At 52.2% G+C, this 24,453-nt stretch carries 24 protein-coding genes and 1 riboswitch; of the genes, 3 read left to right on the plus strand and 21 right to left on the minus strand.

All coding sequences use genetic code 11. The annotated features are described in order from the left end of the window. Positions 1 to 27: 27 nt before the first annotated feature. From ACH6EH_RS14040 to ACH6EH_RS14105, 14 genes are all read right to left on the minus strand, one after another. Positions 28 to 858 (minus strand): MetQ/NlpA family ABC transporter substrate-binding protein, encoded by an 831-nt coding sequence (locus ACH6EH_RS14040; protein WP_208203450.1) that lies wholly within the window; start codon positions 856 to 858, stop codon positions 28 to 30. A gap of 77 nt (positions 859 to 935) precedes the next feature. Further along, on the minus strand, positions 936 to 1,637 hold the full coding sequence (locus ACH6EH_RS14045; RefSeq protein ID WP_138227648.1) for a methionine ABC transporter permease: 702 nt from the start codon (positions 1,635 to 1,637) through the stop codon (positions 936 to 938). Further along, complete coding sequence (locus tag ACH6EH_RS14050) at positions 1,637 to 2,326, minus strand: methionine ABC transporter ATP-binding protein (RefSeq protein ID WP_208203403.1); 690 nt, start codon at positions 2,324 to 2,326, stop codon at positions 1,637 to 1,639. The genes ACH6EH_RS14045 and ACH6EH_RS14050 overlap by 1 nt, the downstream gene beginning before the upstream one ends. Positions 2,327 to 2,516: 190 nt before the next feature. Then, a complete protein-coding gene (locus ACH6EH_RS14055; RefSeq protein ID WP_397332772.1) occupies positions 2,517 to 4,496 on the minus strand; it encodes a tetratricopeptide repeat protein in 1,980 nt (659 codons plus the stop codon). 250 nt (positions 4,497 to 4,746) lie between these two features. Then, positions 4,747 to 5,079 carry a YbbN family protein gene (locus ACH6EH_RS14060; protein ID WP_397332773.1) on the minus strand — a complete coding sequence of 111 codons (333 nt, stop codon included), beginning with the start codon at positions 5,077 to 5,079 and terminating at the stop codon, positions 4,747 to 4,749. Between the two features lie 75 nt (positions 5,080 to 5,154). Further along, on the minus strand, positions 5,155 to 7,011 hold the full coding sequence (locus ACH6EH_RS14065; RefSeq protein WP_397332775.1) for an ABC transporter ATP-binding protein: 1,857 nt from the start codon (positions 7,009 to 7,011) through the stop codon (positions 5,155 to 5,157). Further along, on the minus strand, positions 6,992 to 8,761 hold the full coding sequence (locus tag ACH6EH_RS14070; protein ID WP_397332776.1) for an ABC transporter ATP-binding protein: 1,770 nt from the start codon (positions 8,759 to 8,761) through the stop codon (positions 6,992 to 6,994). The genes ACH6EH_RS14065 and ACH6EH_RS14070 overlap by 20 nt, the downstream gene beginning before the upstream one ends. Positions 8,762 to 9,004: 243 nt before the next feature. Beyond that, positions 9,005 to 9,490 (minus strand): DUF4385 domain-containing protein, encoded by a 486-nt coding sequence (locus tag ACH6EH_RS14075; RefSeq protein WP_138224892.1) that lies wholly within the window; start codon positions 9,488 to 9,490, stop codon positions 9,005 to 9,007. A gap of 184 nt (positions 9,491 to 9,674) precedes the next feature. Further along, entirely contained in the window at positions 9,675 to 10,877 is a 1,203-nt protein-coding gene (locus tag ACH6EH_RS14080; RefSeq protein WP_397332777.1) for a GGDEF domain-containing protein, read from the minus strand. A 188-nt stretch (positions 10,878 to 11,065) separates the two neighbouring features. Then, the gene (locus tag ACH6EH_RS14085) at positions 11,066 to 12,073 is read right to left on the minus strand and encodes a DMT family transporter (RefSeq protein WP_397332796.1); all 1,008 of its coding nucleotides are present in this window, start codon (positions 12,071 to 12,073) and stop codon (positions 11,066 to 11,068) included. A gap of 141 nt (positions 12,074 to 12,214) precedes the next feature. After that, positions 12,215 to 12,374: riboswitch (FMN riboswitch) on the minus strand. A 168-nt stretch (positions 12,375 to 12,542) separates the two neighbouring features. Continuing rightward, positions 12,543 to 12,869, minus strand: coding sequence for a thioredoxin family protein (locus ACH6EH_RS14090; RefSeq protein WP_397332778.1), 327 nt, complete (start codon positions 12,867 to 12,869; stop codon positions 12,543 to 12,545). A 234-nt stretch (positions 12,870 to 13,103) separates the two neighbouring features. Then, entirely contained in the window at positions 13,104 to 13,409 is a 306-nt protein-coding gene (gene trxA, locus ACH6EH_RS14095) for a thioredoxin (protein WP_138227646.1), read from the minus strand. Between the two features lie 125 nt (positions 13,410 to 13,534). Then, positions 13,535 to 14,242 carry a Crp/Fnr family transcriptional regulator gene (locus ACH6EH_RS14100; protein ID WP_397332779.1) on the minus strand — a complete coding sequence of 236 codons (708 nt, stop codon included), beginning with the start codon at positions 14,240 to 14,242 and terminating at the stop codon, positions 13,535 to 13,537. A gap of 96 nt (positions 14,243 to 14,338) precedes the next feature. Continuing rightward, positions 14,339 to 15,238, minus strand: coding sequence for a LysR family transcriptional regulator (locus tag ACH6EH_RS14105; protein ID WP_397332780.1), 900 nt, complete (start codon positions 15,236 to 15,238; stop codon positions 14,339 to 14,341). Positions 15,239 to 15,347: 109 nt separating this feature from the next. Here ACH6EH_RS14105 and aroC point away from each other — a divergent pair, with 109 nt between their 5' ends. Beyond that, entirely contained in the window at positions 15,348 to 16,403 is a 1,056-nt protein-coding gene (gene aroC / locus ACH6EH_RS14110; RefSeq protein ID WP_138224884.1) for a chorismate synthase, read from the plus strand. Between the two features lie 93 nt (positions 16,404 to 16,496). On the opposite strand, the gene ACH6EH_RS14115 is transcribed toward aroC, so the two are convergent. Next, positions 16,497 to 16,775, minus strand: a complete 279-nt coding sequence (locus tag ACH6EH_RS14115; protein WP_397332781.1) for an RNA polymerase sigma factor — start codon at positions 16,773 to 16,775, stop codon at positions 16,497 to 16,499. Position 16,776: 1 nt separating this feature from the next. Then, positions 16,777 to 17,013 carry a hypothetical protein gene (locus tag ACH6EH_RS14120; protein ID WP_397332782.1) on the minus strand — a complete coding sequence of 79 codons (237 nt, stop codon included), beginning with the start codon at positions 17,011 to 17,013 and terminating at the stop codon, positions 16,777 to 16,779. A gap of 190 nt (positions 17,014 to 17,203) precedes the next feature. On the opposite strand from ACH6EH_RS14120, the gene ACH6EH_RS14125 reads away from it, so the two are divergent. Then, positions 17,204 to 18,130 carry an ArsR/SmtB family transcription factor gene (locus ACH6EH_RS14125; RefSeq protein ID WP_397332783.1) on the plus strand — a complete coding sequence of 309 codons (927 nt, stop codon included), beginning with the start codon at positions 17,204 to 17,206 and terminating at the stop codon, positions 18,128 to 18,130. 98 nt (positions 18,131 to 18,228) lie between these two features. Here the strand turns inward: ACH6EH_RS14125 and ACH6EH_RS14130 are convergent, their stop codons facing one another. Together ACH6EH_RS14130 and ACH6EH_RS14135 are read right to left on the minus strand one after the other, a co-directional pair. Then, on the minus strand, positions 18,229 to 19,494 hold the full coding sequence (locus tag ACH6EH_RS14130) for a mechanosensitive ion channel family protein (protein WP_138224881.1): 1,266 nt from the start codon (positions 19,492 to 19,494) through the stop codon (positions 18,229 to 18,231). Positions 19,495 to 19,601: 107 nt separating this feature from the next. After that, positions 19,602 to 19,934: a hypothetical protein gene (locus tag ACH6EH_RS14135; protein WP_397332784.1), complete on the minus strand. Its 333-nt coding sequence runs from the start codon at positions 19,932 to 19,934 to the stop codon at positions 19,602 to 19,604. Between the two features lie 171 nt (positions 19,935 to 20,105). Here ACH6EH_RS14135 and ACH6EH_RS14140 point away from each other — a divergent pair, with 171 nt between their 5' ends. Beyond that, positions 20,106 to 21,584, plus strand: coding sequence for a potassium/proton antiporter (locus ACH6EH_RS14140; RefSeq protein WP_138224879.1), 1,479 nt, complete (start codon positions 20,106 to 20,108; stop codon positions 21,582 to 21,584). 511 nt (positions 21,585 to 22,095) lie between these two features. Here the strand turns inward: ACH6EH_RS14140 and ACH6EH_RS14145 are convergent. The 3 genes from ACH6EH_RS14145 to ACH6EH_RS14155 form a co-directional block, all read right to left on the minus strand. Continuing rightward, a complete protein-coding gene (locus ACH6EH_RS14145; RefSeq protein WP_397332785.1) occupies positions 22,096 to 22,779 on the minus strand; it encodes a hypothetical protein in 684 nt (227 codons plus the stop codon). A gap of 15 nt (positions 22,780 to 22,794) precedes the next feature. Next, positions 22,795 to 23,373 carry a hypothetical protein gene (locus tag ACH6EH_RS14150; protein ID WP_397332786.1) on the minus strand — a complete coding sequence of 193 codons (579 nt, stop codon included), beginning with the start codon at positions 23,371 to 23,373 and terminating at the stop codon, positions 22,795 to 22,797. 321 nt (positions 23,374 to 23,694) lie between these two features. Continuing rightward, positions 23,695 to 24,453 (minus strand): ISL3 family transposase (locus ACH6EH_RS14155; protein ID WP_397332787.1); only part of this gene is annotated, 759 nt, incomplete at its 5' end.

The raw sequence follows: 24,453 nt of genomic DNA on the forward strand, positions 1-24,453 counted from the left end.
GGTCAAGCCGTTAAGAGGTCACTTTTTTTAGAACGCAGGAATCGCGATCTCGGCATAGTTCTCTTCGAAGAAGGCCCGTACGTCTGGTCCTGTCATGACTTGTGCCAGCTTCTGGATCGCCTCGGAATCCTTATTGTCTTCCCGGGCCACAAGCGTAATCGCAAACTCCGAGTCTTTTCCTTCCGTGATGAGCGCATCCTTCTTCGGCGTCAGTCCCAGCGGCTTGGCGTAAGCCGGGGTCATCGTCACCAGATCCACATCATCCAGCGTGCGCGCCAGCATAAGCAGATCGACCTCCTCGAACTCGTAGCCCTTCGGATTGTCCACGACATCCCCTACCGTCGCCTGAATGCCTACCCCTTCCTTCAGCTTGATCATCCCGTGCTGCTCCAGCATGACCAGGGAGCGCCCAATGTTCGAGGGATCATTCGGCACCGCAATCACAGCTCCCTCCGGCAGCTCCTCAATGGAGTCATACCGCTTGGAGTACGCACCGTAAACAGCGTTGTAAATCGGCTGCACCGACACCAGCTCGGCATCGTTATTCTTGTTGTAGTCCTCCATGTACGGAGCATGCTGGAAGAAGTTCGCATCGACCTCTTTGTTCGCCAGCGCGTGGTTTGGCTGAATATTATCCGACAGAATGACGACCTCCAGCAGGATGCCCTCCTCCTGAAGCGCCGGCTTTACCATTTCCAGAACATCGGTCATCGGCGGAATCAGGGAAGCCACCTTCAGCGTAATTTCCTCCACAGCCTTGCCTTCCGGCTCTGACTCATTGCCGGCCTGGCCGCATCCGGCTACTGTAATCAGGGCCAGGGCAAGCAGCAGGGCTGCCCAGGGCCGGCCCGTATTCATTTTCCATAGCTTCATCGTTGTTGTCTCCTTTATATGTGTTGAGATATGCCGCGCAGGCGTAGCGGGCTGATTGAATCTCATTTCTTATCCAGCAGGCGGGAGCACACATTCCCGGCGAACTGGATGGACTGTACCAGAATGATCATGATGATGATCGTGAACACCATAATCTCGTATTCAAAGCGCTGGTAGCCATAACGGATCGCAAAGTCCCCGACGCCTCCTCCGCCAACGATGCCCATCACCGTCGAATACGAAATGAAGCTGATCATGGAAGTCGTCAGGCCGAGCACCAGTCCCGAGCGCGCCTCCACATATACAAATTTCACAATAATCTGCAGAGTAGATGCTCCCATTGAAGAGGCGGCCTCAATGACATCCCGGGGGACCTCCAGCAGCGACTGCTCGACCAGCCGTGAATAATACGCAAATGCGATGACCGACATCGGCACAGCGGCGGCAAGTGTTCCGATGGCAGTACCGACAATCAGGCGGGTGAGCGGAATCATCGCGACTACCAGCAGCAGGAACGGGAACGAGCGTATGACATTCACCAGGCTGTTGACGATGGCGAACAGCAGCGGATTCTCCAGCAGCTGTCCCCTTCGAGTCAGATACAGGAGCGTGCCTGCAGGAAGCCCGAGCAGCAAGGCAGCGGCAATAGAAATGCCGACCATCACGAACGTTTCTCCGATCGCCTTCCAGATCTGCTCCTGATACCCGGATACATACTGGAAGTAGTCCGCCAGATATTGATAGAGATTGTTCCACCATTCCATCATGGATAGCTCTCCTTTACCGGCGCCGTACGGAGAATGCGTCCATGCTCCATCACTGAAACATGGCTGCACATCCGGTCAATGACACTCCGCTCATGTGTAACCATGACGATGGTAACTCCCGAGGCATGAACCTCCTTCAACAGCTCCAGAATACTTGAAGCTGTTCGTTCATCCAGTGCCGAGGTGGGCTCATCACACAGCAGCACCTTAGGACGCGAGATCAGGGCACGGGCAATGGCCACCCGCTGTTTCTGGCCTCCGCTCAGGCTCGCGGGGTACTGATGCTTCTTCTCCAGCAGGCCTACATAGCGAAGCAGCTCCTCTGTGCGCTGCTGCCGCTCCGGCCTGCGCACGCCTGAAAGCTCTAAAGGCATCCCTACATTCCCTTCCACCGTCCGGTTGCCGACCAGATTAAAGTGCTGAAAGATCATGCCGATCGATCTTCTCGCCTGCCGGAGCGCTGATGCCGAGAGAACCGTCAATTCTTGACCTCCCACGAATACCTTCCCGGCATCCGGGCGTTCCAGCAGATTAATCATTCGAAGCAGCGTGGACTTGCCTGCTCCGCTGGCTCCCATAATGCCGTGAATTTCGCCCGCTGCAATTTCCAGCGTCACGCGGTCCACAGCCTGAAGGCGGCTGTCCCCCTGTGTAAAGCTTCTGCTGACCTCCTGCAAGGATATCACAGGACATCACCTCCTTTGCCATGCTGTGAAGACGCAAGAAGAAACGGCCCGCCGCCTGTCAGGGCCGCGAAAGCCGTTTCTTTGAAATGAAAAGTCAGTGCTCCTATCATACCACAGTTTCACGACTTTCGTATCATTGCAGAGGATTACAGAAAATGGTGAAATAACACGTCGTTTCCCCTCACGGGCTTCAGGATAAATACTGGCTTTGGCCGTACATGCCTCTCAAGCGTTCTGCAGCCTCCTCCAGGATCTCCTCTGTGAAGCCCTCCAGCGAGCGAATGGCGTTTACTCTCTCTCCGACCGGGGCCCCCTTATCATAGAACAGCCCCCAGCTCACAATGTGCTGCAGAGCTGCTTCTGGCTCCAGCTGTCCGAAATAAATATGAGCTTTATATAAATAGCAGTCCGCATGCTCGGGAATGAGCGACAGCACCCGGTCAAAAGCAGCCAGTGCAGCCTCCTCCTCCCGATTCTTGTACAGCATCTGTCCCAGTCGGTAATAAGCTCCGGGGTGCTCGGGGTAAAAGTGCAGGTACTGCTGCATATCCTGTGCAGCCGCCGGATAATCCTTCATTGCGTAATAAACCGAGCTGCGGAGACTGTACAGCTCCGCAGCATCTCCATCCAGCTCAAGCCCCCGCGTGCAATCCGCTGCTGCCTGCTCCAGCTGCCCCGTTTCCAGGAAGCAGCCGGCGCGGAATTCGTACAGCTTCACCTGGCGGGGCTCTGCCCGAATCGCCCGGCTGTAGGCCTGAACAGCCAAATCCCACATGCCCATCTCCTTATAAATATGTCCGCTGGCGGACTGATAGGCGGGGTGCTGCTCATACTCCGGATCGAGCTCTGCCGTCTGCTGGAGGGATAGCAGCGCATCCTCATTATGCCCCTGCAAATATTGAATGTAGCTGAGCTTGTTATGAATTTCCGGGCTGTTCTCCAGCTTCACGGCTTGCTGCATGGCCTCCTCCGCGGAAGGCAGGCTGCCCATTTCAATGTAGATGTCTGCACGCTGGATGTAGTTGGCCGGATCATCCGGCTCTACCTCCAGCAGGCGGCTGTTCATGTCCAGCGCATGCTCGTACCGGCCCAGGCGATACAGGCTGTCTGCTGCCCAATAGCAGACAATGGGCGTTCTCGGCTGACGCTTCATCAGCACCGTGAGCAGCTCCAGCGCAGCCTCTTCTCCTGCCTCTCCTTCCTCTTCCCGCAGCAGACGCAGAAGCTCGGCATAGGCCCTTAAATCATCCGGCTCCTGATGCACGGCCAGCCGCAGATTCTCCTTCGCTTCATCGGCTCTGCCGGCGGCAGAAAGAAGCATGGCCCGCTTCAGATACAGCTCCACTTCTCCGGGATACCTGGCCAATCCTTCAGCAATCGCCTGAAGGCCCCCGTCGATGTCTCCCAGCTGCAGATTAGTATCGGCAAGCAGCAGGCGGAAAGAAAAGCTCTCCTTCATCTGCCGCTGAAATGTCAGGAACGCGCCCCTACTATAATTCGTAGCCTCATCAAACAGCGCGTAGCCCTCATCGGCCTGGGCTTCATAGCGGTCCGCCAGCTCTACCCCCTGCAGCAGCACCTGCTTTGCTTCTTCTGGCTTCCCTTCATGACACAGGCACCGGGCCAGCATGAAATAGTACATCGGTATACTTCGCTCTGGCCGCTGAATGCTTTGCTGAAACCAGCGGGTGGCAGCGGCAGGATCTCCGCTCTCCACATACGTCATGCCCAGCTCATAGTAGGTGGAGATGATACTCTCCGGCCCCTCTCTGCTGATGCTCTGCTTCAGATCCCGGATGGCTTCTTCATATTTTCCCAAATCCCGATTCAGCACACCGCGGGTATACCAGTTCAAATAGTTGTCTTTGTTCAACATAATGGCTTCATCCAGGTCCGTAATGGCTTCCTCGCCCCGTCCCAGCTCCCTTAGCAGGTGCGCGCGCCGTTCATAAGCGGCGGAGGCTCCCTTCTGGTCAATGATCTGGCCCAGCAGCGTCAGCCCCTCCTGTGAGCGGCCGGCACCGTGTAGCAGATTGACGTAGGCAATCTGGTCCTGAAGCGTACTTATCGAATCCTTACCTTTATCCATATAAGCCAGCGCTCGCTCCCGATCCCGATTCTTCAGGGCTCTTTGGGCAAGGCGCAGCCACAGCCTGTTCCTCCACCGCATATTGGAATTCACCCTTTAACCCTATGTATTTCAATGCTCCTGCACCACACCGTCCATGCTGCAAAAGAAAAGGAATTGCCCGGATGCAGGAGGACAATTCCTTCTATTCTTACCCAATACCTTCGTAGTCAAAGCCCATTTCTCTCAGCTCCGCTCCCCTCAGGCAATTGCGGGTATCCAGTATATAGGGCTGCTTCACAGAATAAAATATCATTTTCCAATTTAAATGTAAATATTGCAGCTTCACGGATTACGGCAGCTTCATCACCTCTTCGTAACGCTTCAGCGCCCTCTCCAGCTCCTCCATCCGCACAAAGCGGGCAGCACGGTATACTTCTTTCCCTTCATAAAACACCAGAACGACCGGGGAAGTCAGCGCCATAAAGGCGGACGCGGCCTCCGGAGCATGCTCCATATAGGCGTAGATGCCGGTAATATGCTCCCGCGGCTCCAGCATTGCAGCTACCTTGCTCTGCACGGCCTCGCAAACCCCGCAATGCTGCGTCTTGAGCACGAGCACCACCAGCGGCTGGCTGGCAAGTGTGGTGTGAATGTCTTCCAGTGTAAATAGCTCCTTCATCATGCAAGTCTCCTTTATACATAAGGGCAGCCTTACACCTCCACCCCTTGACGGATGGGCTGACAGGCTGCCCCTTGTTTAGTTGGCTGTTTTCTTGAGCTGGCTGTGGACCAGCTCACTATAAAATCCTTTTTGCTCCAGCAGCTCCTCATGACAGCCCTGTTCCAGCAAACGACCGTCCTGAAGCACCAGAATCCGGTCTGCTTGGCGGATCGTATTCAGCCGATGTGCAATGACAAAGCTGGTCCGGCCCTTCATCAGGCGCTGCAGCCCTTCCTGAATCTTGATCTCGGTCACGGTATCAATACTGCTCGTCGCTTCATCCAGCACCAGGATGGAAGGGTTCGCCAGAATCGCGCGGGCGATCGCCAGCAGCTGCTTCTGTCCCTGACTGATGCCGCTGCCGCCATGCTTCAGCACCTTGTCATAGCCGTCATTCATCCGCATGATAAAGGAATGCGCATTGGCCAGCTTGGCCGCCTCCTCCACCTCTTCGTCGGTGGCCTGAAGCCGCCCGTAGCGGATATTTTCCCGAATCGTCCCTTCGAACAGGAAGGAATCCTGGAGCACGAATGCCATGTGAGATCGCAGGCTCTCGCGCTGAATGGTCGACAGATCCCGTCCATCCAGTAAAATCTGTCCCTCATTCGGATCATAAAATCGGGACAAGAGCTGGATCAGCGTCGTCTTCCCCGCGCCTGTCGGCCCGACCAGCGCAATCATCTCCCCAGGCTTCACCTCAAACGTAATTCCATCGAGCGTATCGCCGTCTTCTTCATAGGAGAAGGACACGTTCCGGAAGGAGACGCTGCCTTCTACCCGCTCCAGCTTCACCGCCTGGCCCTCATCCCTGGACTCCACCTCTTCATCCAGCACCTCGAACACGCGCTCTGCGCCTGCCATTGCGGACAAGAGGGTATTCCACTGGTTCGCCAAATCATTCAGCGGCCGAGTAAACTGTCTGGCATAGCTTTCGAATATGACAATCACGCCGATCGTAATATAGCCCTTGATAGCCATAATTCCGCCGATGCCGGCTACGATGGCGAAGCTTAAATTGTTCAAGCCGTTCATCAGCTTCGGAATAAAGCCGGAAATCGTCTGTGCCCAGAAGCCGGACATGCGAATCTTCGTATTGCGCTCCCGGAACTCCCGCAGCACCCGCTTCTCTTGCGAGAACGCCTTGATGACGCGCTGGCCGGACAAGGTTTCTTCAATGTAGCCGTTCAGCTCGCCCAGGTTGCGCTGCCGCTCCTTGAACAGCGGCCCGGTGCGCCGGGTAATCCAGCGAAGCCCGGCTGCCATGAGCGGCACGACCGTAAAGGTGAGCAGTGTCAGCAACGGACTGAGCCACAGCATCACCGTAACCGTACCCGCCAGCGTCAGTACACTGGAGAAGATCTGGATCGCGGAGCTGTTTAGGGTAGAGCTCACATTCTCGATATCATTGGTCAGGCGGCTCATAATTTCTCCCTGCTGCCGCTTGCCAAAGAACGGAATGGGCAGCCGGTGCAGATGGGTGAACAGATCGGTTCGCATACGGTATACCGTCTCCTGGGCGATGCCGATCATCCAGATGTTATGCAGCCAGGTCGTGATCGCCTGCAGGATAAACACGACGCCCAGCCCGATCAGAAAATAGATCCAGGTCCAGTCATCCGCGCTGCTGGCGCTGCCCGCCGATTCCAGAAATTGATCGACCGCGGTACCGAGCAGAAATGGGCCCAGAAGCCCTAAGGCGGAGCTGAGCAGCACCATGAGCAATACAACGGCAAGCTTGCCCTTCCGCTTCGCCAGATAAGACCAGATCCGCTTCAGCGTCCCCTGCCAGTTACGGGTGCGGACCTTGTTCTTCCCCGTGAATATGCCTTTGCCCTCCCCCAGCTCAAACCGGGGCCTCGGCTGACGGAATGGTTCAATGAAGGCTCTGAACATGCGCGGTTTCCTCCTCATGCTGGGATTCATAGATTCGGCGGTACAGCGCAGAATCGTTCATCAGCTCCTCATGCTTACCGCAGGCGATCAGGCGCCCTTCATCCAGCAGCAGAATCTGGTCTGCCGACACGGTAGAGCTGATTTTTTGCGTAATTAAAAAGGTCGTGCACGAAATTTCCTTCAGCGCTTGCAGCAGCGCCGACTCTGTCTTGACATCCAGCGCACTGGTACTGTCATCCAGGATGAGAATCGCCGGCTTGCGGACCAGTGCCCGGGCAATCGACAAGCGCTGCTTCTGACCGCCGGAGAGGTTCACGCCCCGCTGTCCCAGCATCGTGTCATATCTCTTCGGCAGGCGAAGAATCGTCTCATGAATCTGGGCTTGCTTCGCCGCCTCCATAATGTCCTCCAGACTGGCATCCTGACGTCCCCAGGCGATATTATCCCTCACGGTACCGGAAAATAACAGCACCTCCTGCGGCACATAGCCAATGCTGGCGCGAAGGCTGTCCGGCGCGTAGCTATGGGCTGCCTGTCCGTCAATCAGCACCGCGCCCTTATGCTCCTGATAGAGCTGCGGAATGAGCTGGACGAGCGAGGATTTGCCGGCTCCGGTAGCTCCCATAATCGCAATCCGCTCCCCCGGTGCCGCGCGGAAGGAGATCTCCTCCAGCACCGTAATATCGCTGCCCGGGTAGCTGAAGCCTACGTGATTGAATTCAACGTCGCCCGCGATAACCGGAATATCAGGCTGCTTGGACAATCCAGTGCGGACTCCATCTTGCTTCCCAGAACCCTGCAAGGAAGCATCCTCTGTCTCCAGTACTTCCTGGATCCGGAGCGCGGAGGCTCTTGCCCGGGATAGTACCATTACCAGCCCTGACAGCATCGACATCGCCCCGATACAGCGGAGAGAGTAATTGAGCACGGCGACGACCTCCCCGATGGACGCATTGCCGGTCATAATGTCACGCCGCCCGAACCAGAGCACCGCGATAATTGCGGTATTCATCACGATCAGAATGAACGGCATTGTCCGTTCAGTCATGCGCAGTGTGGATACGGTGCGCTGCATCAGCTGCTCTGAAGAGGAGGCGAACCGGCGAATTTCATGTCCCATGCGCACGAAGACGCGGATGAGCCGAATGCCGGTCAGATTCTCCTGAATGACGCCGTTCACGGTATCCAGACGCTGCTGAACCCGCCTGAAGGAAACCGCGGCTTTCTTCATCACCCAGGCGATAAAGATCGATAGCATCGGCACCGTCAACGCCAGCCACAATCCGAGCTGAACATCAATGACCAGTGCCATAATAATGCTTCCCGAGACGACGAGCGGAACGCGGGTCATAAACCGCAGTCCCATGAACACCGTATCCTGAATCTGTGTTACATCGCCGGTCAGCCGGGTGATCAGGGAGGAGGTGGCGAACTTGTTAAACACTGCGTACGAGAAAGACTGCACCTTGTCGTACAGCCTGTCACGCATGTCATACCCCAGCCCCTGACTTGCATGTGCAGCGAAAAAAGAGCTCGCGATACCGGCAGCAAACGCGATTACCGCGGTTGACGCCAGCACCGCCAGCCAAGTCCAGACAACGGTCAAATTCTTCTCCTGAATGCCTTCATCAATGATCTTGGAGATGATCAGCGGCTGCGACAGCTCGACGGCAAGCTCGATGATCATCATGAGCAGTGCCGCCAGGGCAGCCACCCGATGCTTGTTCAAAAACGTAAAAACGATACCCATGTCCATTCCTCCGCCGCGGGAGTCCTTCTATTGAGTTGTTCTCTATGTATTGGAAGGCTCCGATGATATCTACTGACTGCTTCTCCACTTCCGTACAAAGCCGGGCTCCCTGCCGATGAGCAGGAGCCCGGCTTTGTAGATCATATGTCTATTATAACGTATTTCAGCCTGCGGATGTTCGCCGCTCCAAACTTCTTCTGCTGCTCCGGAATGCTCCACATGTCCTACGCCGCTTCGGCATGCTTAATGCTGCTTCTGCTTCTCCCGCTTCTCCTCCTGCTCATACCGGTCCCGGTGCTCCTCCTTCATCCTGATATAATCAGGATCACTCTTCGCTTCAAACCATTTCTTCTTAAAAATCGCCGCCGCTTCCGCCTTGATCTTGTCGTTCTGGTAAGGCAGAATGGCCCCGTCCTCCTTGGAATATTTCCGTCCGCCTTTATGGTTCGTGTATCTGCGGGCCCTTGTATAGCCCATCTGCAGAAATTTTCTGGCCATATCCATACCGACGAAATCGCCTTCATCTTTATAATTCAGAAACATTTCGTATATCTTTTCCGAGGATTGCCTTGCGATCTCCGGGGTCTTGAACCGCCAGTGGGGCAAAATCTCACCCTTGTACGGCTCGACGAGCAGGACCCCCTGCTCTCCCCGTCCGACCGTGTACAGCTCCGGCTGCTGACGAAGGTCCAGCTGCTTGTAATCCAGGGAGTAATCAAATTCCTTCATCTTCCTCACTCCTTCGGGATTGTTGTACCTTATCTTTACCCGAAAAAGCCGCCCGGATAACGAGGAGCACCGGCATGTGCCGCGGCTTCTCGTTATCCGGGCGGAGAGACGGCAGATCTCAGCATATATAAAAAAGACGGCCAGAGTCTCTCTGCGCCGCCTTGCCGTTAGTCTGCTGCTGTCCTTACCCTGCCGCTTCCGCCGCAATGCCATCTCCCTTAGCATGTACGTCCGGGAGGGTCCGCATGACCCGGTTCCGGCCGGCCTGCTTCGCCTCATAAAGTGCAATATCGCTCAGCTTGTACAGCTTGTCGATGGACATCCTATCCTTCATATGCACCGTGACCACTCCGATACTGAGCGTAAACGGAATTCCAGAACCATGCCGGGAATCCTCGGCTGCCTGCCGGATCGCCTCGGCTACCACATCAGAGGCTCGCTCGTCGGCAAAGGGCAGCAGCACCACGAACTCATCACCGCCATAGCGTCCCAGCAGATCTCCCGGCTCCAGTGCTGCCTGAACCAGACCGGCATACTCCTGCAGCACCCGATCGCCCATATCATGGCCATAGGTGTCGTTAATGTCCTTAAATTCATCTACATCCATGAGCATAAAGGAAACCGGTGCCCCTTTCCTGCGGCATTGCTCCAGCGCCAGCCGCGCTTCAGTGATGAAGGTTCTGCGGTTGCGCACACCGGTCAGATCATCATAGCTGGCCAGCCGCAGCAGCTCGGCATCCGCTCGCTCCTTGGACAGCAGCACAAAGCTGGTGTTTCCCATAAATAAGAGCAGAAACAGAAGCAGGAAGGCGAGCGGCTGGAACACATTCGGCTCATACAGCGACGTCGGCCCTTCTGTTGTCAAAGTCACGATGCCCCTTACGAAGGTGCCTCCTGCGATCAGGATGCTCGTGAAGGCGGTGATCTTCATTAAGAGAGAAGCACGAGCGCGGCGCAGCATCTTGACTGCTGGCAGTATAAAATACAGGGACAGCCCGAAGGAGGCAGCAACGATCCGGTATTTCTCCATGCCCGTCCCCAGTGCAACCGAATAAAACAGTATCAGGCACCCGGCGGTCAGCATGATATACATAGCCCGGGTACGCCGGTCGAAAGCATCCACCAGCCGCAGCAGCGCTGCCGCTTCGCATGCAGCTGCCATGAACAACAGCGTGTTAGCCGCATATACCGTCAGGAGGTCAGGGGCTTCATTGCGAAACATGGCAAGCATCCATCCGCCTGCCTGCAGCATCTTTGCCGCATAAAAAGCATTAACCGCCCGGTCCCTGTCATGCCCCCGGCGGTATGCCCAAATTAACAATATGGTAAACACATGCCCTGTGACGAGGCAGATGAATACAGTGTTCATATCCAGATTCAGATTCATATGCATCAATCCAGTCATTACGAGATTCAGTCTTTCGATTAAATTCGATAGCTGCAGCGCCAATTCCTCTTTTAAATTACATTTTTTTCAATGAAAATCGACAAAAAAGACTGCAGGGCACAGATCTGAAATCTTGCAGATGCAGTCTTGTTAAGATTGGCAAGCGCACAACCCCATAGGATGCTGCTTCAGGCGCTGGCCTGCCTATAGGGTGCCGGCTGCTGCTCGGCTGCCGCAGCGTGATTTGATTGCCTGGAGAGCAGATACAGACTCAGCCAGATGAGCACGAAGCCCAGCGTTTGTGCAAGGGTGATGGTTTCCTGGAAGACCATCCAGTTGATTAGCACACCGACCATTGGAAAGCTCAGCTCGGCAAGGGTCGCAGCGGACGCTTTCGTTGTCGTCAGGCCCTTGTAATAGATCATCAGGCTCAGCAGTCCCGCCAGCAGCGCCTGGCCCGACAGATTCAGTATGACAGCTGCACCTTCCGCCGTTCCGGCTGCCGGAAGATTCCAGGCTGCGCCCTCGCTCCAGGAAATCATGGAAAGCAGTGGAAGCGCCAGCACGAACCTGAGCGAGGTTACGGTTTCGTATTTGATCTTGCCGACCATCATCCGCCCCATGACCGTGGAGCCGCCCCACAGAGCAGCGGCTCCCAGAGACATCAGGCTCCCGGCCTGAAGATATTGTCCCCAATTCCCGCCCGGAAGCGACAGGCCGAAGGTCAGCATATAGGTTCCAGCAAGCGCAATGCCCAGCAGCCAGCCAAAATGGCGCGGCAGCCGCTCCTTCAGCAGCAGGCTGGCGAGAATGATGGCAAACAGCGGCTGAAGCTTTTGCAGCAGCAGCACAGCATTCAGATTGCCGCTCGACAACCCCGCCGTAAACAGAATGGTGGCAAGCGCCGAGCCGCCCCAAGAAATGAACAATAGCGCCCCCGCATGCTTCCAGCTCAAAGAGAGCAGCTCTGCCCGGTTACGCCAGAGAATGGGCACCGCGATCAGCGAGATGAGCAGATGCTCCAGCATCACAATCTGCGCCGAGGTCATGTAGTTCAATAACGTCACCCGAAACAAGGGGTTAATCCCCCAGAGCGCGGCTCCCAGAGCGACGAGCCAGAAGCCTCCTCCTGCGTGAAGCCGAGAGTAATTCCTTCCATCTGCATGGAGATTGGAGTTGGTGCCTGCACGTGCCATCATTAACTTCTCCTATCCTCGAATACGGAGTCTTACCGCAAGAAAGCCCCCGGCTGTCCATTCCATCCTGGAATCGAGAGTTCGGGGGCTGACCAAACAAGCCTGCTCACGCCGTTCAAAAAACCGCGCAGCACACCTGTTATTGATCTTCTCCCATCCGGACTTTACCGTCGGCCCTGGAGTTCCACCAGGTCAGTCGCTGTATAAACCATACAGCGAGTCGCGGGCTTATACATGAATGCCTTAAGAGATTCATGCCATCACCGCCGGTCAGGAATTTCACCCTACCCCGAAGATCCATATTCAAATTTGTATTTGTAATATCATCTATACCATCTGATTATACACCAGTTTATAATAAGTTACTATACTTTTGTATGTTTAGAATGCACTTTCGCTGTTTTCCCGCCATTCGTTAAGGAAGCAGCCCCGGCTGTGTCAGACCGGGGCTGCTATTTCATGACCAGATTCAGTTCTTGGACTCCAGTGTCTCCAGATACTCTGAAATCTGATTCGGCTTCTTGGCATACTTGCTGTGCAGATGTGCCAGCTTCACGCCATTTTGATACACGAGCAGGCTTGGAATGCCGCGCACTTCATTATGGCTCGCCACATCCTCCAGCTGCTCCACATCCAGGGCATAAAACTCCTTGTCGGGATGCTTGCTTACGATGTCAGGCATAAATTTGTCCAGCGTCTTGCAATCCGGACACCAGGTGGCGTCATATTTAATGACCGTCAGCCCTTCGCGGTTAATCAGATCCTCATATTGCTGCTTGCTTTGAATTCGATCCATGCTCTGCATCCTCCTTCAGCTCATCGTCTAACCTCTCCGGCCGGTTTCGGCACATGAGATGTATTATATCATAACCGGCAGCGGTGCGCCGGATTAAAGGGTGATGATCTGGTAGTCGGCAGCAACCAGCTCGGCGATGCTTGGATGTCCGTCGCGCTCGCCCATGGAGGCCAGACCGGACTGCTTCACATCCTCATTTACGCCAAATGCGTCCTCTCCCTTTTGGGGGTAAGATTATATATTTAATTTGTTCTTCAATACTTCTTTGCTTTGAAGACCAACCATTTTATCCACAAGCTCTCCATCTTTAAAAAGAAGCAGTGTCGGAATACTCATAATTTCGTATTTGGACGCAAGCTCCGGCTCCTGATCGACATTCACCTTCGCAATGGTAGCCTGATCCAGCTCCGTGGACAGCTCCTCAATGATTGGAATCTGGATTTTGCACGGTCCGCACCAAGGTGCCCAGAAGTCAACCAGTGTGACCCCCTGATCAATTTGCTCTTGAAACGTGGATTGCGTTAAAGTAACGGCTCCCATGTTGTTCACTCCTTTTCTGTAAGTTGAACTCATTGTAGACCATCTCCTCTCTCTAGTTCTGTAATGTAACTTACAAAAGAAAAGAAACCTATAAAAAGTTATAGGTTTCTCCGGATGTCGCATGCTTATTTGCTTTTGCAGCCTAGCTCCAGACAGCTTCTTGACCCCGCTTGGTATACCGCAATGCTCTTGCGGCCCGTCTCCAGCATGCCGTCCCTAACCAGCTCATTCAGCACAACCGTGACGGCCTCGCGCGTGGCGCCGATCATATTCGCGATCTCCTGGTGCGTCAGGGCGAGATCGATTTTGACCGGGTCTTCCTTGCCGATGCCGAACTTTTCGGACAGCTTCAGAAGCAGGTGCAGCACCCGTTCCCGCAAATCGCCAAATGCCAGCTTCTCCAGCATCTCATCCCGCTCCCGAAGGAGGGTGCTGAATTCAGCCAGCAGCTTCATAGCCAGCTCCGGCCTTTTGGATAAGAAGGCCTCAAACTGCTCGCGTGGAATAGAACAGATCATCGTCTCTTCCAATGTTTCTATATAAATGCCGCCGGTTCCGAACGAGAAGGTGTCGATCTCGCCGAACATATTGCCCTTGCCCAGAATGCCTGCCGTGAACTGCTTGCCTTCGAGGCTGATCTTGTAAAGCCGAAGCTTGCCCTGCTTAATGAAAAACAGCCCGTCGCGGTTCGTATCCGGCGTCTGGATCAATGTGCCCTTAGGCAGCGCATCAAAATGAGTCATCGGCGCGATCTGGTCCAGCTCCTGCAAATCCTGCTCAGCCAGCGCCTCAAAAATGCTGACCTTTGATAAATACCATAACTTGTTATCCATCTCCCGCCTCCTCTTGTTTCGTGGATTTCATTTGTCAGGCTGGCATTCGCTGAATCATATCCATGCCGCAGCCTCCTTTGCTTTATCAATGTAAGTTTATTCCCTCACAGTCTCCAGATGCTTCATAAATGCGCTGGCGGCCAGAGACCGCGCTCCCCCCTTGCGGACAGCGATGCCGATCTCGCGGTCCGGCAGCGGCAGAGCGGTGTTCAGCATGAGCAGCTTGCCCTGCTGAATGCGTTTCTCGGCGAAGCTTCTTGGCAGGAAGGCCGCTCCGTAGCCCCGCTCTGCGAACTCAGCCAGCATATCCAGGCTGTTCAGTTCGAAATCCCCTTGTATCTCTACGCCCTGCGATAGAAACCATCCCTCAATAAAAGAACGGGTGGAGCTGCCAGAGGATAACAGCAGCAGCGGCAGCTCCGCAAGCCTTGCGGCAGACAGCGGCTCCCCTGCCCCCGCCCATGTCCGAAAGCTCTCGCCCACGACGACACAATAAGGCAAGGTCTCATAGCTCCAGCTGGTGATCTCCTCATCCTTTACCGGCAGATGGACAAAGCCCAGATCCAGCGTCCCGTCCTTCAATTTTTGCACAACCGCTCCTGTGCTTTCCTGCACCAGCTGAATGCGGATGCCGGGGTAATGATTGTGGAAGCTGTCCAGCAGCGGAATGAGCAGCTCTTTAATCATCGCTCCATTGGCTCCGATGCGCAGCTGGCCTTCTTTATATTCCCGCAGCTTCGAAAGCTCCTTCTCGGCGGACTCCAGCTCTGCGAAACTTTTTTGCACCCGAATGTACAGCACTTCTCCCTCCGGCGTCAGCCGCACCCCTTTAGACAATCGCTCAAACAGCTTCACTCCGAGCGATGTCTCCAGCTGCTTGATGGCATAACTCACCGAGGGCTGCGTCAGATGCAGCTGCTCGGCCGCTTTGGTTAAATTAAGCGACTCTGCCGCCGCCAAGAACACCCGGTACCCTTCCATGCTGGTCTTCAGCATTCTGTCATCAACCCTCTCTATGACAAAGCTCAATAATAACAATTTCATTTATTTCAAGTATACCGTTATACTAAGAAAAGAGAAACTTCAAGAACATGGAGGCATGGTTATGGCAGGCAGTACATTTGGAGAACGATTCAAGATGACCACCTTCGGCGAATCCCATGGTGATTCTGTCGGAGTTATTGTAGAAGGCGTTACGCCGGGCGTGGAGCTCGACGAGTCTTACATTCAGGTACAGATGGACCGGAGAAGACCGGGTCAGTCCTCAGTGACCACCCCACGTAAGGAATATGACAAGATCCGGATCGTATCCGGGATCTTCGAAGGCAAGACTACAGGCACACCGCTGTGCATTTTGTTGAACAATACGGATATGCGTCCGTCCAGCTATGATGATATCAAGAATATGTACAGACCCGGACATGCCGACTGGACCTATGAGAAAAAATACGGGATTCGCGACTACCGCGGCAGCGGCAGAGCCTCAGGCCGTGAAACAGCAGGACGTGTGGCCGCAGGTGCCGTAGCCCGCAAGCTGCTGGAGCTGAAAGGCGTTGGTGTGCTGGCGTATACCACCCAGGTAGGGGACATTAAATGCGAAACCTTTGATCCGGCTGCAATCGAAAGCAACCCGGTTCGCGCGTGTGACCCGGCCGCAGCCGAGCTCATGGTCCGCAAGATCGAGAAGCTCGCTGAGGAAGGCGATAGCTGCGGCGGTATTGTGGAATGCCGCATCACCGGTGTTCCAGCAGGCCTTGGCGAGCCGGTCTTTGACAAGCTGGATGCTGAGCTGGCCAAGGCGATGCTGTCGGTCGGCGCCATCAAGGGCATCGAATTCGGCACAGGCTTTCAGGCCGCTTCCATGCGTGGCAGCGAGCATAATGACCAGATGGATAACTCCGGCTTCCAAACCAATCATGCCGGCGGTATCATCGGCGGCATCAGCACAGGACAGGAAATCGTGTTTCGCGTTGCGGTGAAGCCAACCTCTTCGATCTCTCTGTCCCAGCAGACGGTAGACACTCAAGGGAATGACCGCGAGATCAGGACGATCGGCCGTCATGACCCGTGCATCTGTCCCCGTGTCGTGCCTGTGATCGAGGCAATGGCCTGCATGGTCATTGAGGATCATCTGAAGCGCCAGGCGGCTCTGCTGTACTAAGCTGTAACTAGAGAGACGGCTCTGCGAGATCATCATGATTTCGCAGAGCCGTTTTGTGTTATAGACAGGTCGGTCTTGTCTGGCTTCGGAAGGTCACAGCATTTCACACTCCGGCTGATGCCTTTTACGCCTCCCGTCCACAAATCCCCCATGCTGCGCTCCCAGGCTCTGCATAATTTTTTTCCGGGCCCGGCTCATTCGGTTTCGGACGTTAACGATTGGAATTTGCAATACTTTGGCGATATCCTGGGTGCTGAAGCCTTCATAATAGTATAAATACATGGGCTGGCTCATCGTTGGCGGCAAAGACAGGATGGCAGATAACACAGCATCCTCTCGTGCGTTAAGTTTGAGATTCTTCAGCAAATCCACGTTAGATCCTGCCCGCTTTCCGTTTCTTGCTCCCATGCCGGGGTGTGAACAGAGACTGGAGCAAAAATTTGAGTCCTCGCAAGATTTTTCTGTATTCCCGTGTGATTTCAGTGTATTTGCTGATTTGTTTCTTATCCCTTTGCTGCTCTTGTACATACTTCCACGCCTCCCAGGCCTCTCTCTCTAAATCCTTCTGCTGTTCATCAATTAAATACTCTGCACCAAACCAATTATGCATTGTTGTCCCTCCTAAAATGGGATGATCATCAGAATAGGTTCCGTATCCGCTCATTCATGAAGTTCATATTTTTTAGAACTTATCTGTTAAGTTCAATAATACATGAACTTTTTATTTTTGCAATCCTTTTTTAGCCCAAGTATGTTAAACTTGTGTTTGACCTGAACTTGAGAAGGAGCGAATTGAAGGTATGACCGTGATCCACATCGACTACTCTCCCGTGCATGAGCTTGTGACGAGCTTGTTTGCCTATCAAGACCGAAAGAACCAGCTTCACGATCTGGGAAACAAGTGGAGAAAGCAGATGGAGAAGCATCTGTCGGACTCCTTCGATGCCCGGCTGGATCAGCTTCAATTCTGCGATCATATTTCTTTTTTGCATTTATTAATCCTGGACAGCCCTGCCAAGCATGAGATTGACGCTTACTTGAACTGGATGGCGGAGCTGGGCGAGGGTGAATTGTATGAAAGGCTCTCCCCTTATCTGGAGGAGGGTCCCGGCATGAGCATTGGCTTGAAGGCGTTCCGTGACGGGAGTGTGGATGTACTGCGGGAATGGCAGCAGGCCTGCCATATTTCGGACCACATCCTTGGCAGCCTTCAGCGTTCCGCCGCCCGCGTGGAGGAGCTGAGCCGGACCTTATCTTATCCTGACCTGATTGATGCTGCCACGAGCGGGGTGGTGCTTGACCTGGAGGAAGAACTGGAATTTATTCTGCTGATTCCCACCTACCACATCAAGCCGCTCAACCGGATCGATATTATGAACGACAAGCAGCTTGTCGTCAGCTATGCCGTTGATGATGAGCAGATGAATGAGGATACACCGACCAGCCAGATGCTGCGGATGATCAAGAGCCTTGCCGATGAGAAGCGCCTGATTCTGCTGCATATCCTGGCCGCCGGTCCTGTCACGTTTACCGAGCTTCAGCAGAAGACCAAGCTGTCCAAGAGCAATCTCCACTATCATCTCTCTCTGCTCAAAACAGCCGGACTTCTCCGGATGCATCTAAAAAAGCAAGGGGAGCGCTACAAATACAGCGCGCGCCCGGAATCCTTCGATTCACTTCGGGATATGCTGGAATCCTACGTATTCGGGTTAAACCGAGATAAGTAGACCTGAGCTGCTTACTAGCTCACACACAAAAAACCTCTCTCCACAGCCAGGCTGCGAAGAGAGGTTTTTTTATGTGCTTTTGTGCTGTAGGGAGCAGGTTACGAGTAGCCGCGTTCTGGCCGTTCCGACTGTTCTGGTGTCAGCATCTGCTTCAGGTCATGACCGGAAGGATTCTGGAATACACGAAGCCCGAATTCCGGTGCCACTGCAATAATGTGATCAAATACGTCAGCCTGCACATTCTCGAATACCCCCCAGTCAATATCGTTCGTGAACGCATAAATCTCCAGAGGCAGACCGTTCTCTCCGGCCTGAAGCTGTCTGACCATGCAGGTCATACCCTTGTGAATCTTGGGATGGCGCCTTAGATAGCATTCGATATACACCCGGAATGTGCCCAGATTGGTCAGAGCTCTGCCGTTAACCTTGTTCAGCTCGTCAATCTGGTGCTCCAGGTTGTATTGCTGGATCTCAAGCTCTTTTTGCGCGATATAGTCCTGAAGGCAGTGAATGCTTCTGAACTTCTCGATCATCTCCGGACTGCTGATGGACACGCTGCTCATATCCACATAGATGGACCGCTTGATCCGCCGTCCGCCGGAGGTCTGCATCCCTCTCCAGTTCTTGAAGGAATCCGAGATCAGCGCGTAGGTCGGAATGGTCGTGATCGTCTTGTCAAAATTCTGTACCTTCACGGTGTTCAGGGAAATGTCCAGCACATCGCCGTCCGCGCCATATTTCGGCATCTCAATCCAATCACCCACACGGACCATATCGTTTGAGGTTAGCTGCACGCCTGCTACCAGACCCAGAATGGAATCCTTGAATACGAGCATGATGACCGCGGACAGCGCGCCAATCCCGCTAAGCAGGATGACCGGACTCTCCCCGATCATGTTGGAGATAAGCAGAATAGCCCCGATAATATAGATAAAAATCTTCACAACCTGCACATATCCCCGGATCGGCCGGGCTTTGGAAACCTCATATGTGTTATAGATGTCATTGATGGCATTCAAGAACGCATTCAGCACCATCAGCACAACGACGATGATGTAGAGCATGACTCCTTTTTCAATCAGATGCTGGTACGCCGGGAACAAATAAGAAGAATAATATATGATAATGGCAGGCACCACATGTGACAGCTTGTGAAATACCTTTCGCTCCAGCAAATAATTGTCCCATTGATAACGGTTGTTGTGAATATAGTAGGTTAACACATTCAGCACAACGCGCTTGGTTACATAGTTCGCAATGATGCTCAGCAAGGCAATGACCGCAATCATGATGCCATTAGCCAAATAGGTAACCATCGCGCCTTCAACGCCCATATTGATCAGCCAGTCTTGAATAAAATCCATATCTTCCTCCTTGTCATCCATCACACCATGCGTTAAGCACGGCCAAGTAATAGCCTCCATTCTAACATACATGGCAAGCCAGCCGGGGAGGATCAGGAAATTTAAGGTTAGATATTTTTACCCGAGGCTGCCCGGGCCAGCTCCCGATGACCGCCATAGCTCAGCAGCGCAAAGACTGCATTGACCGCCACAAAGGCGTAGTACGCCGGATTCATGGCCCTCGCCACACCCCAGGAGAGCAGCGCGAGAAACAGCATAAACCCACAAGTCACCTTCGGTACCTTGAACACAAACGGCCACGCCAGCAGCTGAAAAAACAACAGACATCCGCCGATGTAATGAACGACTTCTCCCTGAAATCCGATCGGCTCCATCGTAAAAAACTGATAGCCCATCAGAAGAAGCCATACGGCCAGCAGCACCGCCGCTGCCATCCTCATGCGTCCTCTCCCTCTCTTTAAATAAGGTATGTACTTTCATTATTCCCTAGAATCCGCTTGACATCAAGCATGTGATCACTTCCGGTCAGACATCTACATCTTGTATCCGGTTTGTCGTCTGTGCCATTTTGGGCTACAATATTTATGAGTGCAGCAGAGGGGGAATGCCGTTTGGAGTTCACAGTCGATCGTTCCGTTTTATTATTTTCAGCCTTGTTAGTGATCGGAGTCTTTACCACGAAATTCTCTTCCCGGTTAGGAGTCCCTTCCCTTGTATTCTTTATTGCGGTCGGGATGATCCTCAGCCGGTTTATTTATTATGATAGTGCCTTTCTGACTCAACTGTTCGGGGTGCTTGCTCTGATTGTGATCCTGTTTGAGGGCGGCTTGCAGACCAAATGGTCCAGCACTAGAAAAGTTATTATCCCATCCGTCACGCTAGCCACCGTTGGCGTGTTTATTACGACTGCAATTATCGGGGTGCTGGCCAAATATATTCTGGGCGTCAGCTGGCTGGAAGGCCTGCTGTTCGGAGCCATCGTCGGCTCCACGGACGCCGCAGCCGTATTTGCTGTCCTGGGCAACAAGAATATCAAGCCCCGGTTGACCTCTACGCTGGAAGCCGAGTCGGGGACAAATGACCCGATGGCGATCTTTTTGACCGTTGCCCTGATCGAGCTCATCATGCAGCCGGATACCAGTGTATGGTCGATGGTGCTGGGGCTGTTCTGGCAAATGGGACTGGGCCTCGCCGCCGGACTGCTGTTCGGTAAAGCCTCGGTCTGGATTATTAACAAAATCAATCTGGATTCGTCCGGGCTCTATCCCGTGCTCTCGATGGCCCTGGCGATTCTTACGTATAGTGTCACGGCTTTGCTGCAGGGCAGCGGGCTGCTCGCCGTTTACGTCATGGCCGTGCTGGTCGGCAATTCGGATCTGACGTATCGGCACTCCATCTTCCGCTTTAATGAAGGCTTTGCGTGGATGATGCAGATTCTGATGTTTATTTTGCTGGGATTGCTCGTGTTCCCGAATCAGCTGATTCATATTGTATGGCAAGGACTTGCCTTGTCTCTCCTGCTGATGTTCGTTGCGCGTCCTATTGGCGTGTTTATCAGCCTGAGGTTTCTGAACTTCAACCTGAAGGAGATTACGTTTATTTCCTGGGCGGGGCTGCGCGGGGCCGTACCGATCGTACTGGCCACTTATCCGATGATGGCCGGACTGGAAGGAAGCCAGCTGCTATTTAATGTTGTGTTCTTCGTCGTGCTGACGTCCGCACTCATTCAAGGGGCGACTATTACACCATTAGCTAACAAGCTAGGCCTTTCCGGCGGCAAAAAAGTATCCGTGCCCCACAGTCTGGAGCTCGTATCCATGGGCCAGACCAATTCGGAAATTATCGAAATTGTCGTGGAGCCCGGCTCCCGGGTCGCCGGCAAGGAGCTTCGGGAATCCCAGATCCCCCACGTCGCGCTGATCAACGCGATCGTGAGGGAGGGCAAGATTATTACGCCAAGAGGGCAGACCCTGCTCCTCGAAGACGACATTCTGTACATCCTCCTGCCGAAGACACGGCGGGAGGAAATCAAGGCCTTCTTCCGCACCGTGCCGGTGCCGGAGGCTGCGGCTGAGAAGAAGCGGAAGTAAGCCGGGTGTGGGCAAAGCCCGGGTATGCGGGGCCGTTTATGCGGGCCGATGAACTTTGCTTTTAGTAGATAATCCACATCCAATTCAATCCCTAACGGAACCAATGGAAAGCTACAAACCCCACACGAACCATGCAACTACAAATAACACTCAATACAAAACTCCCCTGAATCATAGTCCATATGTGTGAACAGCATAGCGGTTTTGGTTGAACAAAATGTGCAGTTCTTCATCCTAACATCCTCCTATATTAACCTGAACATAAAAAACCGCAGACTTCTACCCCTAAAGGTCAGTGTCTGCGGTACTTCCGCTCACAAGGTTTATTTTATTCCTTCCAATATACCTCAGCTGAGTTGGCGAGCAAGAATTATCACTTCATAACTTGAGAAGACCACTAGATACTCTGCTAATGAAGTTTAAGCTATAAATTTGATCCTTTCTTCGGTCATTGAGAAGATAGATCCTTGGGGAATGTAATTCTTACACCTAGAAACAATTCTTTGGAAAATCAGATGTTGTTGAGTACGTCAAGATTTAACCTGACTTTATCCTTATACTTGGTTAATAATTCTTCTTTGTATTTCTGGAAGTCTTCAATGGTTTCAAAAGTTCTATCGTCCCCACGCAAAGAATTCATTAACTTCCCTTCCAATAATGCATCTTTATAACCTTGTTTAACGAAATCAGCCTTCCAAAATTCCTCTTCAGATAATCCTGTGATTCTAATTCTGTTCTTCATCATATCGTAAACATCTTGTACTTCTGGAGATGACAAATCCATTTGATTTTCAAATACATCTCGTTGAAAATCGATCTCTTTTTGTACTTCCTCGTCGCTCACAGTAATTCCTTGCTGTATAGCTTCATATGCAGTTAATTTGTCTTTTAGCATATTATCAATTAGATACTGATCACTGGGCACTTCAGTATTTTTCAGTTTCGCAACCAATTGTGCATTTGCTTTGTAAAAAACAAAGTCTTCTACGTCTACTTTCAGTGTATCAAAAGATGCCAAATTTTGATTTTGTACAGCACTGATCTTATCGATCTTATCAATCGTTACTTTCATCTCATCAAATGATTGACTGATTAATTTTGAATTACTGTTATTAGATGAAGCCGAAACCATTGATAACATCATAGCTAAAGCACAAACCCCTGCGGCGGGAACCAGTAAATATTTTTTCTTCATGTATATACCTCCCTGTTAGTGATTTATAGTGTATGAATTTTGAACTGATCCTCCACCCATACACATACTCGGATCAGCCATGGCATTTACTTGATTTTTGAAAGTTATTGAGAAAGGGGAATAACGGGTAGCAAAGGTGCTGCCTGCCGACTGATTAGAAGAAGTTCTTCCCCAGTATCCATCCCATGATTTAGGGTCTACATAATAACTTCCCATGTAAGGGAGGCTAACTTCTGAAGAAGAGCCAACAACAGTTCTTGGAGTAATACCAAGTTGAGTATTGCATCTAGCTACGTTTGTTCCAGCACCAGCAGGCAATCCTAAAATTGAATCTGATTTTTTGAAATTTGTAAAGTTTCCCGGACTATTACTCCAATTCATTTGAGAATGATTGTACATTACAAACGAAAATAACAAACCGCCATTTTCTCCATACTGAACTACAAGTTCTCTACTGTTTGATGAAGTAATCCCGTCAGCTAAAATAGTAATAATATCATCTTCACTAGAATTATCGGTGCTATTTGCATATATACTGCTCGTAAAAAGTAATGATGCTATTACTAATAGAAATGTGGACAATCTTAGTTTCATTATCATTGCTACCTCCTTAAGTTAATTGGTATTCAAAGTGTGTCTAATATTAATTCCTGCAAACTCCCCTTAATTTCAACAACCTCCTTTCACACTCTGTATTAATACAATAATAGTGATCAATCACCATTATAAGGTAAATTTTAGTATGAAATTAATGGTTATGCAAATTGTAGTATCCTAAAAATTGGTTCTGTATATAAAATTAAGGCTCTTCGCTGAATTGAGTGGCTAACACCGAATTCTGTAGATTCATAGGATCGCTTAGATCTGAGAGTTTCTTTAAAATCTGGTATAAAGGGAAAGAGGGAACTGACGAGTTCAACTCCTTCGTGCAGCGAGGGCTGGAAGTCGTGTTTTGTTAGCAGTCATGTAAACCATAGCAATCAAATTATTCACGTTTCGGTATCCGCGAGCTTTGCGTTTAGAAGCTTGAACAAGTCCATTAATACCCTCAAGCAATCCGTTTGTCATCTTACTATGAAACCATCGAAGTATGCCTTCTTCATGCGTTTTAATGGTTTTAGCAAGTTTCATCATGGGCTCCAGTTGAGATCGTCTCGCCCAGCCGACCCATTCACGAAGATACACATCAGCAAGTAGATGAGGCGTCGTCCATAAGTCCTGCATCGCGAGCTTTAAGCGATATGCTCTGCCCGTCTTCAAGTTGCTGTCTTTGAGACTTTGCAGTTCTTCCTTCTGCTCCGTCTTTAGATTGGCTTCATTCTTTAACCAGAGATACTTTGTTTTCTTGAGTTGCGGAGCTTCTTTTTGTTCCGATTTACGCACATCGTCAACGGCTTCATTGACCAACTTCATCACATGAAATTTATCGAAAGTCAATGCTGCTGTGGGAAACTGCTCTTCAATCCCGCTTATAAAAGAGACCGACATGTCGCTGCAAAACTCCTGTATCTGTGCGGGTTCTACGCCTTGATCCAGCAAATGGTTGTGAAAGCGTACAAGGGTATCTTTCCCTTTGCCTTCCGTCGCGTACAGCACTAACTTGGTATCGACATCTACAAACAACGTAATATAACGATGGCCACGGCGTGCAGAAGTCTCATCCACGGCAACTCG

This window comes from Paenibacillus sp. JSM ZJ436, assembly GCF_044383795.1.
GTDB lineage: Bacteria > Bacillota > Bacilli > Paenibacillales > Paenibacillaceae > Paenibacillus_AQ > Paenibacillus_AQ algicola.

Bases quoted from the DNA above. Each gene is read 5' to 3' on its own strand.
- ACH6EH_RS14075 (WP_138224892.1), bottom strand. From the start codon at position 9,490: ATGAAGGAATTTGATTACTCCCTGGATTACAAGCAGCTGGACCTTCGT.
- ACH6EH_RS14125 (WP_397332783.1), top strand. From the start codon at position 17,204: ATGACCGTGATCCACATCGACTACTCTCCCGTGCATGAGCTTGTGACG.
- ACH6EH_RS14105 (WP_397332780.1), bottom strand. From the start codon at position 15,238: ATGCTGAAGACCAGCATGGAAGGGTACCGGGTGTTCTTGGCGGCGGCA.
- ACH6EH_RS14055 (WP_397332772.1), bottom strand. From the start codon at position 4,496: ATGCGGTGGAGGAACAGGCTGTGGCTGCGCCTTGCCCAAAGAGCCCTG.
- ACH6EH_RS14120 (WP_397332782.1), bottom strand. From the start codon at position 17,013: ATGCATAATTGGTTTGGTGCAGAGTATTTAATTGATGAACAGCAGAAG.
- ACH6EH_RS14045 (WP_138227648.1), bottom strand. From the start codon at position 1,637: ATGGAATGGTGGAACAATCTCTATCAATATCTGGCGGACTACTTCCAG.
- ACH6EH_RS14130 (WP_138224881.1), bottom strand. From the start codon at position 19,494: ATGGATTTTATTCAAGACTGGCTGATCAATATGGGCGTTGAAGGCGCG.
- trxA (WP_138227646.1), bottom strand. From the start codon at position 13,409: ATGGGAGCCGTTACTTTAACGCAATCCACGTTTCAAGAGCAAATTGAT.
- ACH6EH_RS14135 (WP_397332784.1), bottom strand. From the start codon at position 19,934: ATGAGGATGGCAGCGGCGGTGCTGCTGGCCGTATGGCTTCTTCTGATG.
- ACH6EH_RS14070 (WP_397332776.1), bottom strand. From the start codon at position 8,761: ATGGGTATCGTTTTTACGTTTTTGAACAAGCATCGGGTGGCTGCCCTG.
- ACH6EH_RS14080 (WP_397332777.1), bottom strand. From the start codon at position 10,877: ATGAATCTGAATCTGGATATGAACACTGTATTCATCTGCCTCGTCACA.
- ACH6EH_RS14040 (WP_208203450.1), bottom strand. From the start codon at position 858: ATGAATACGGGCCGGCCCTGGGCAGCCCTGCTGCTTGCCCTGGCCCTG.
- ACH6EH_RS14150 (WP_397332786.1), bottom strand. From the start codon at position 23,373: ATGAAACTAAGATTGTCCACATTTCTATTAGTAATAGCATCATTACTT.
- ACH6EH_RS14100 (WP_397332779.1), bottom strand. From the start codon at position 14,242: ATGGATAACAAGTTATGGTATTTATCAAAGGTCAGCATTTTTGAGGCG.
- ACH6EH_RS14085 (WP_397332796.1), bottom strand. From the start codon at position 12,073: ATGGCACGTGCAGGCACCAACTCCAATCTCCATGCAGATGGAAGGAAT.
- ACH6EH_RS14090 (WP_397332778.1), bottom strand. From the start codon at position 12,869: ATGGATCGAATTCAAAGCAAGCAGCAATATGAGGATCTGATTAACCGC.
- aroC (WP_138224884.1), top strand. From the start codon at position 15,348: ATGGCAGGCAGTACATTTGGAGAACGATTCAAGATGACCACCTTCGGC.
- ACH6EH_RS14145 (WP_397332785.1), bottom strand. From the start codon at position 22,779: ATGAAGAAAAAATATTTACTGGTTCCCGCCGCAGGGGTTTGTGCTTTA.
- ACH6EH_RS14060 (WP_397332773.1), bottom strand. From the start codon at position 5,079: ATGATGAAGGAGCTATTTACACTGGAAGACATTCACACCACACTTGCC.
- ACH6EH_RS14065 (WP_397332775.1), bottom strand. From the start codon at position 7,011: ATGTTCAGAGCCTTCATTGAACCATTCCGTCAGCCGAGGCCCCGGTTT.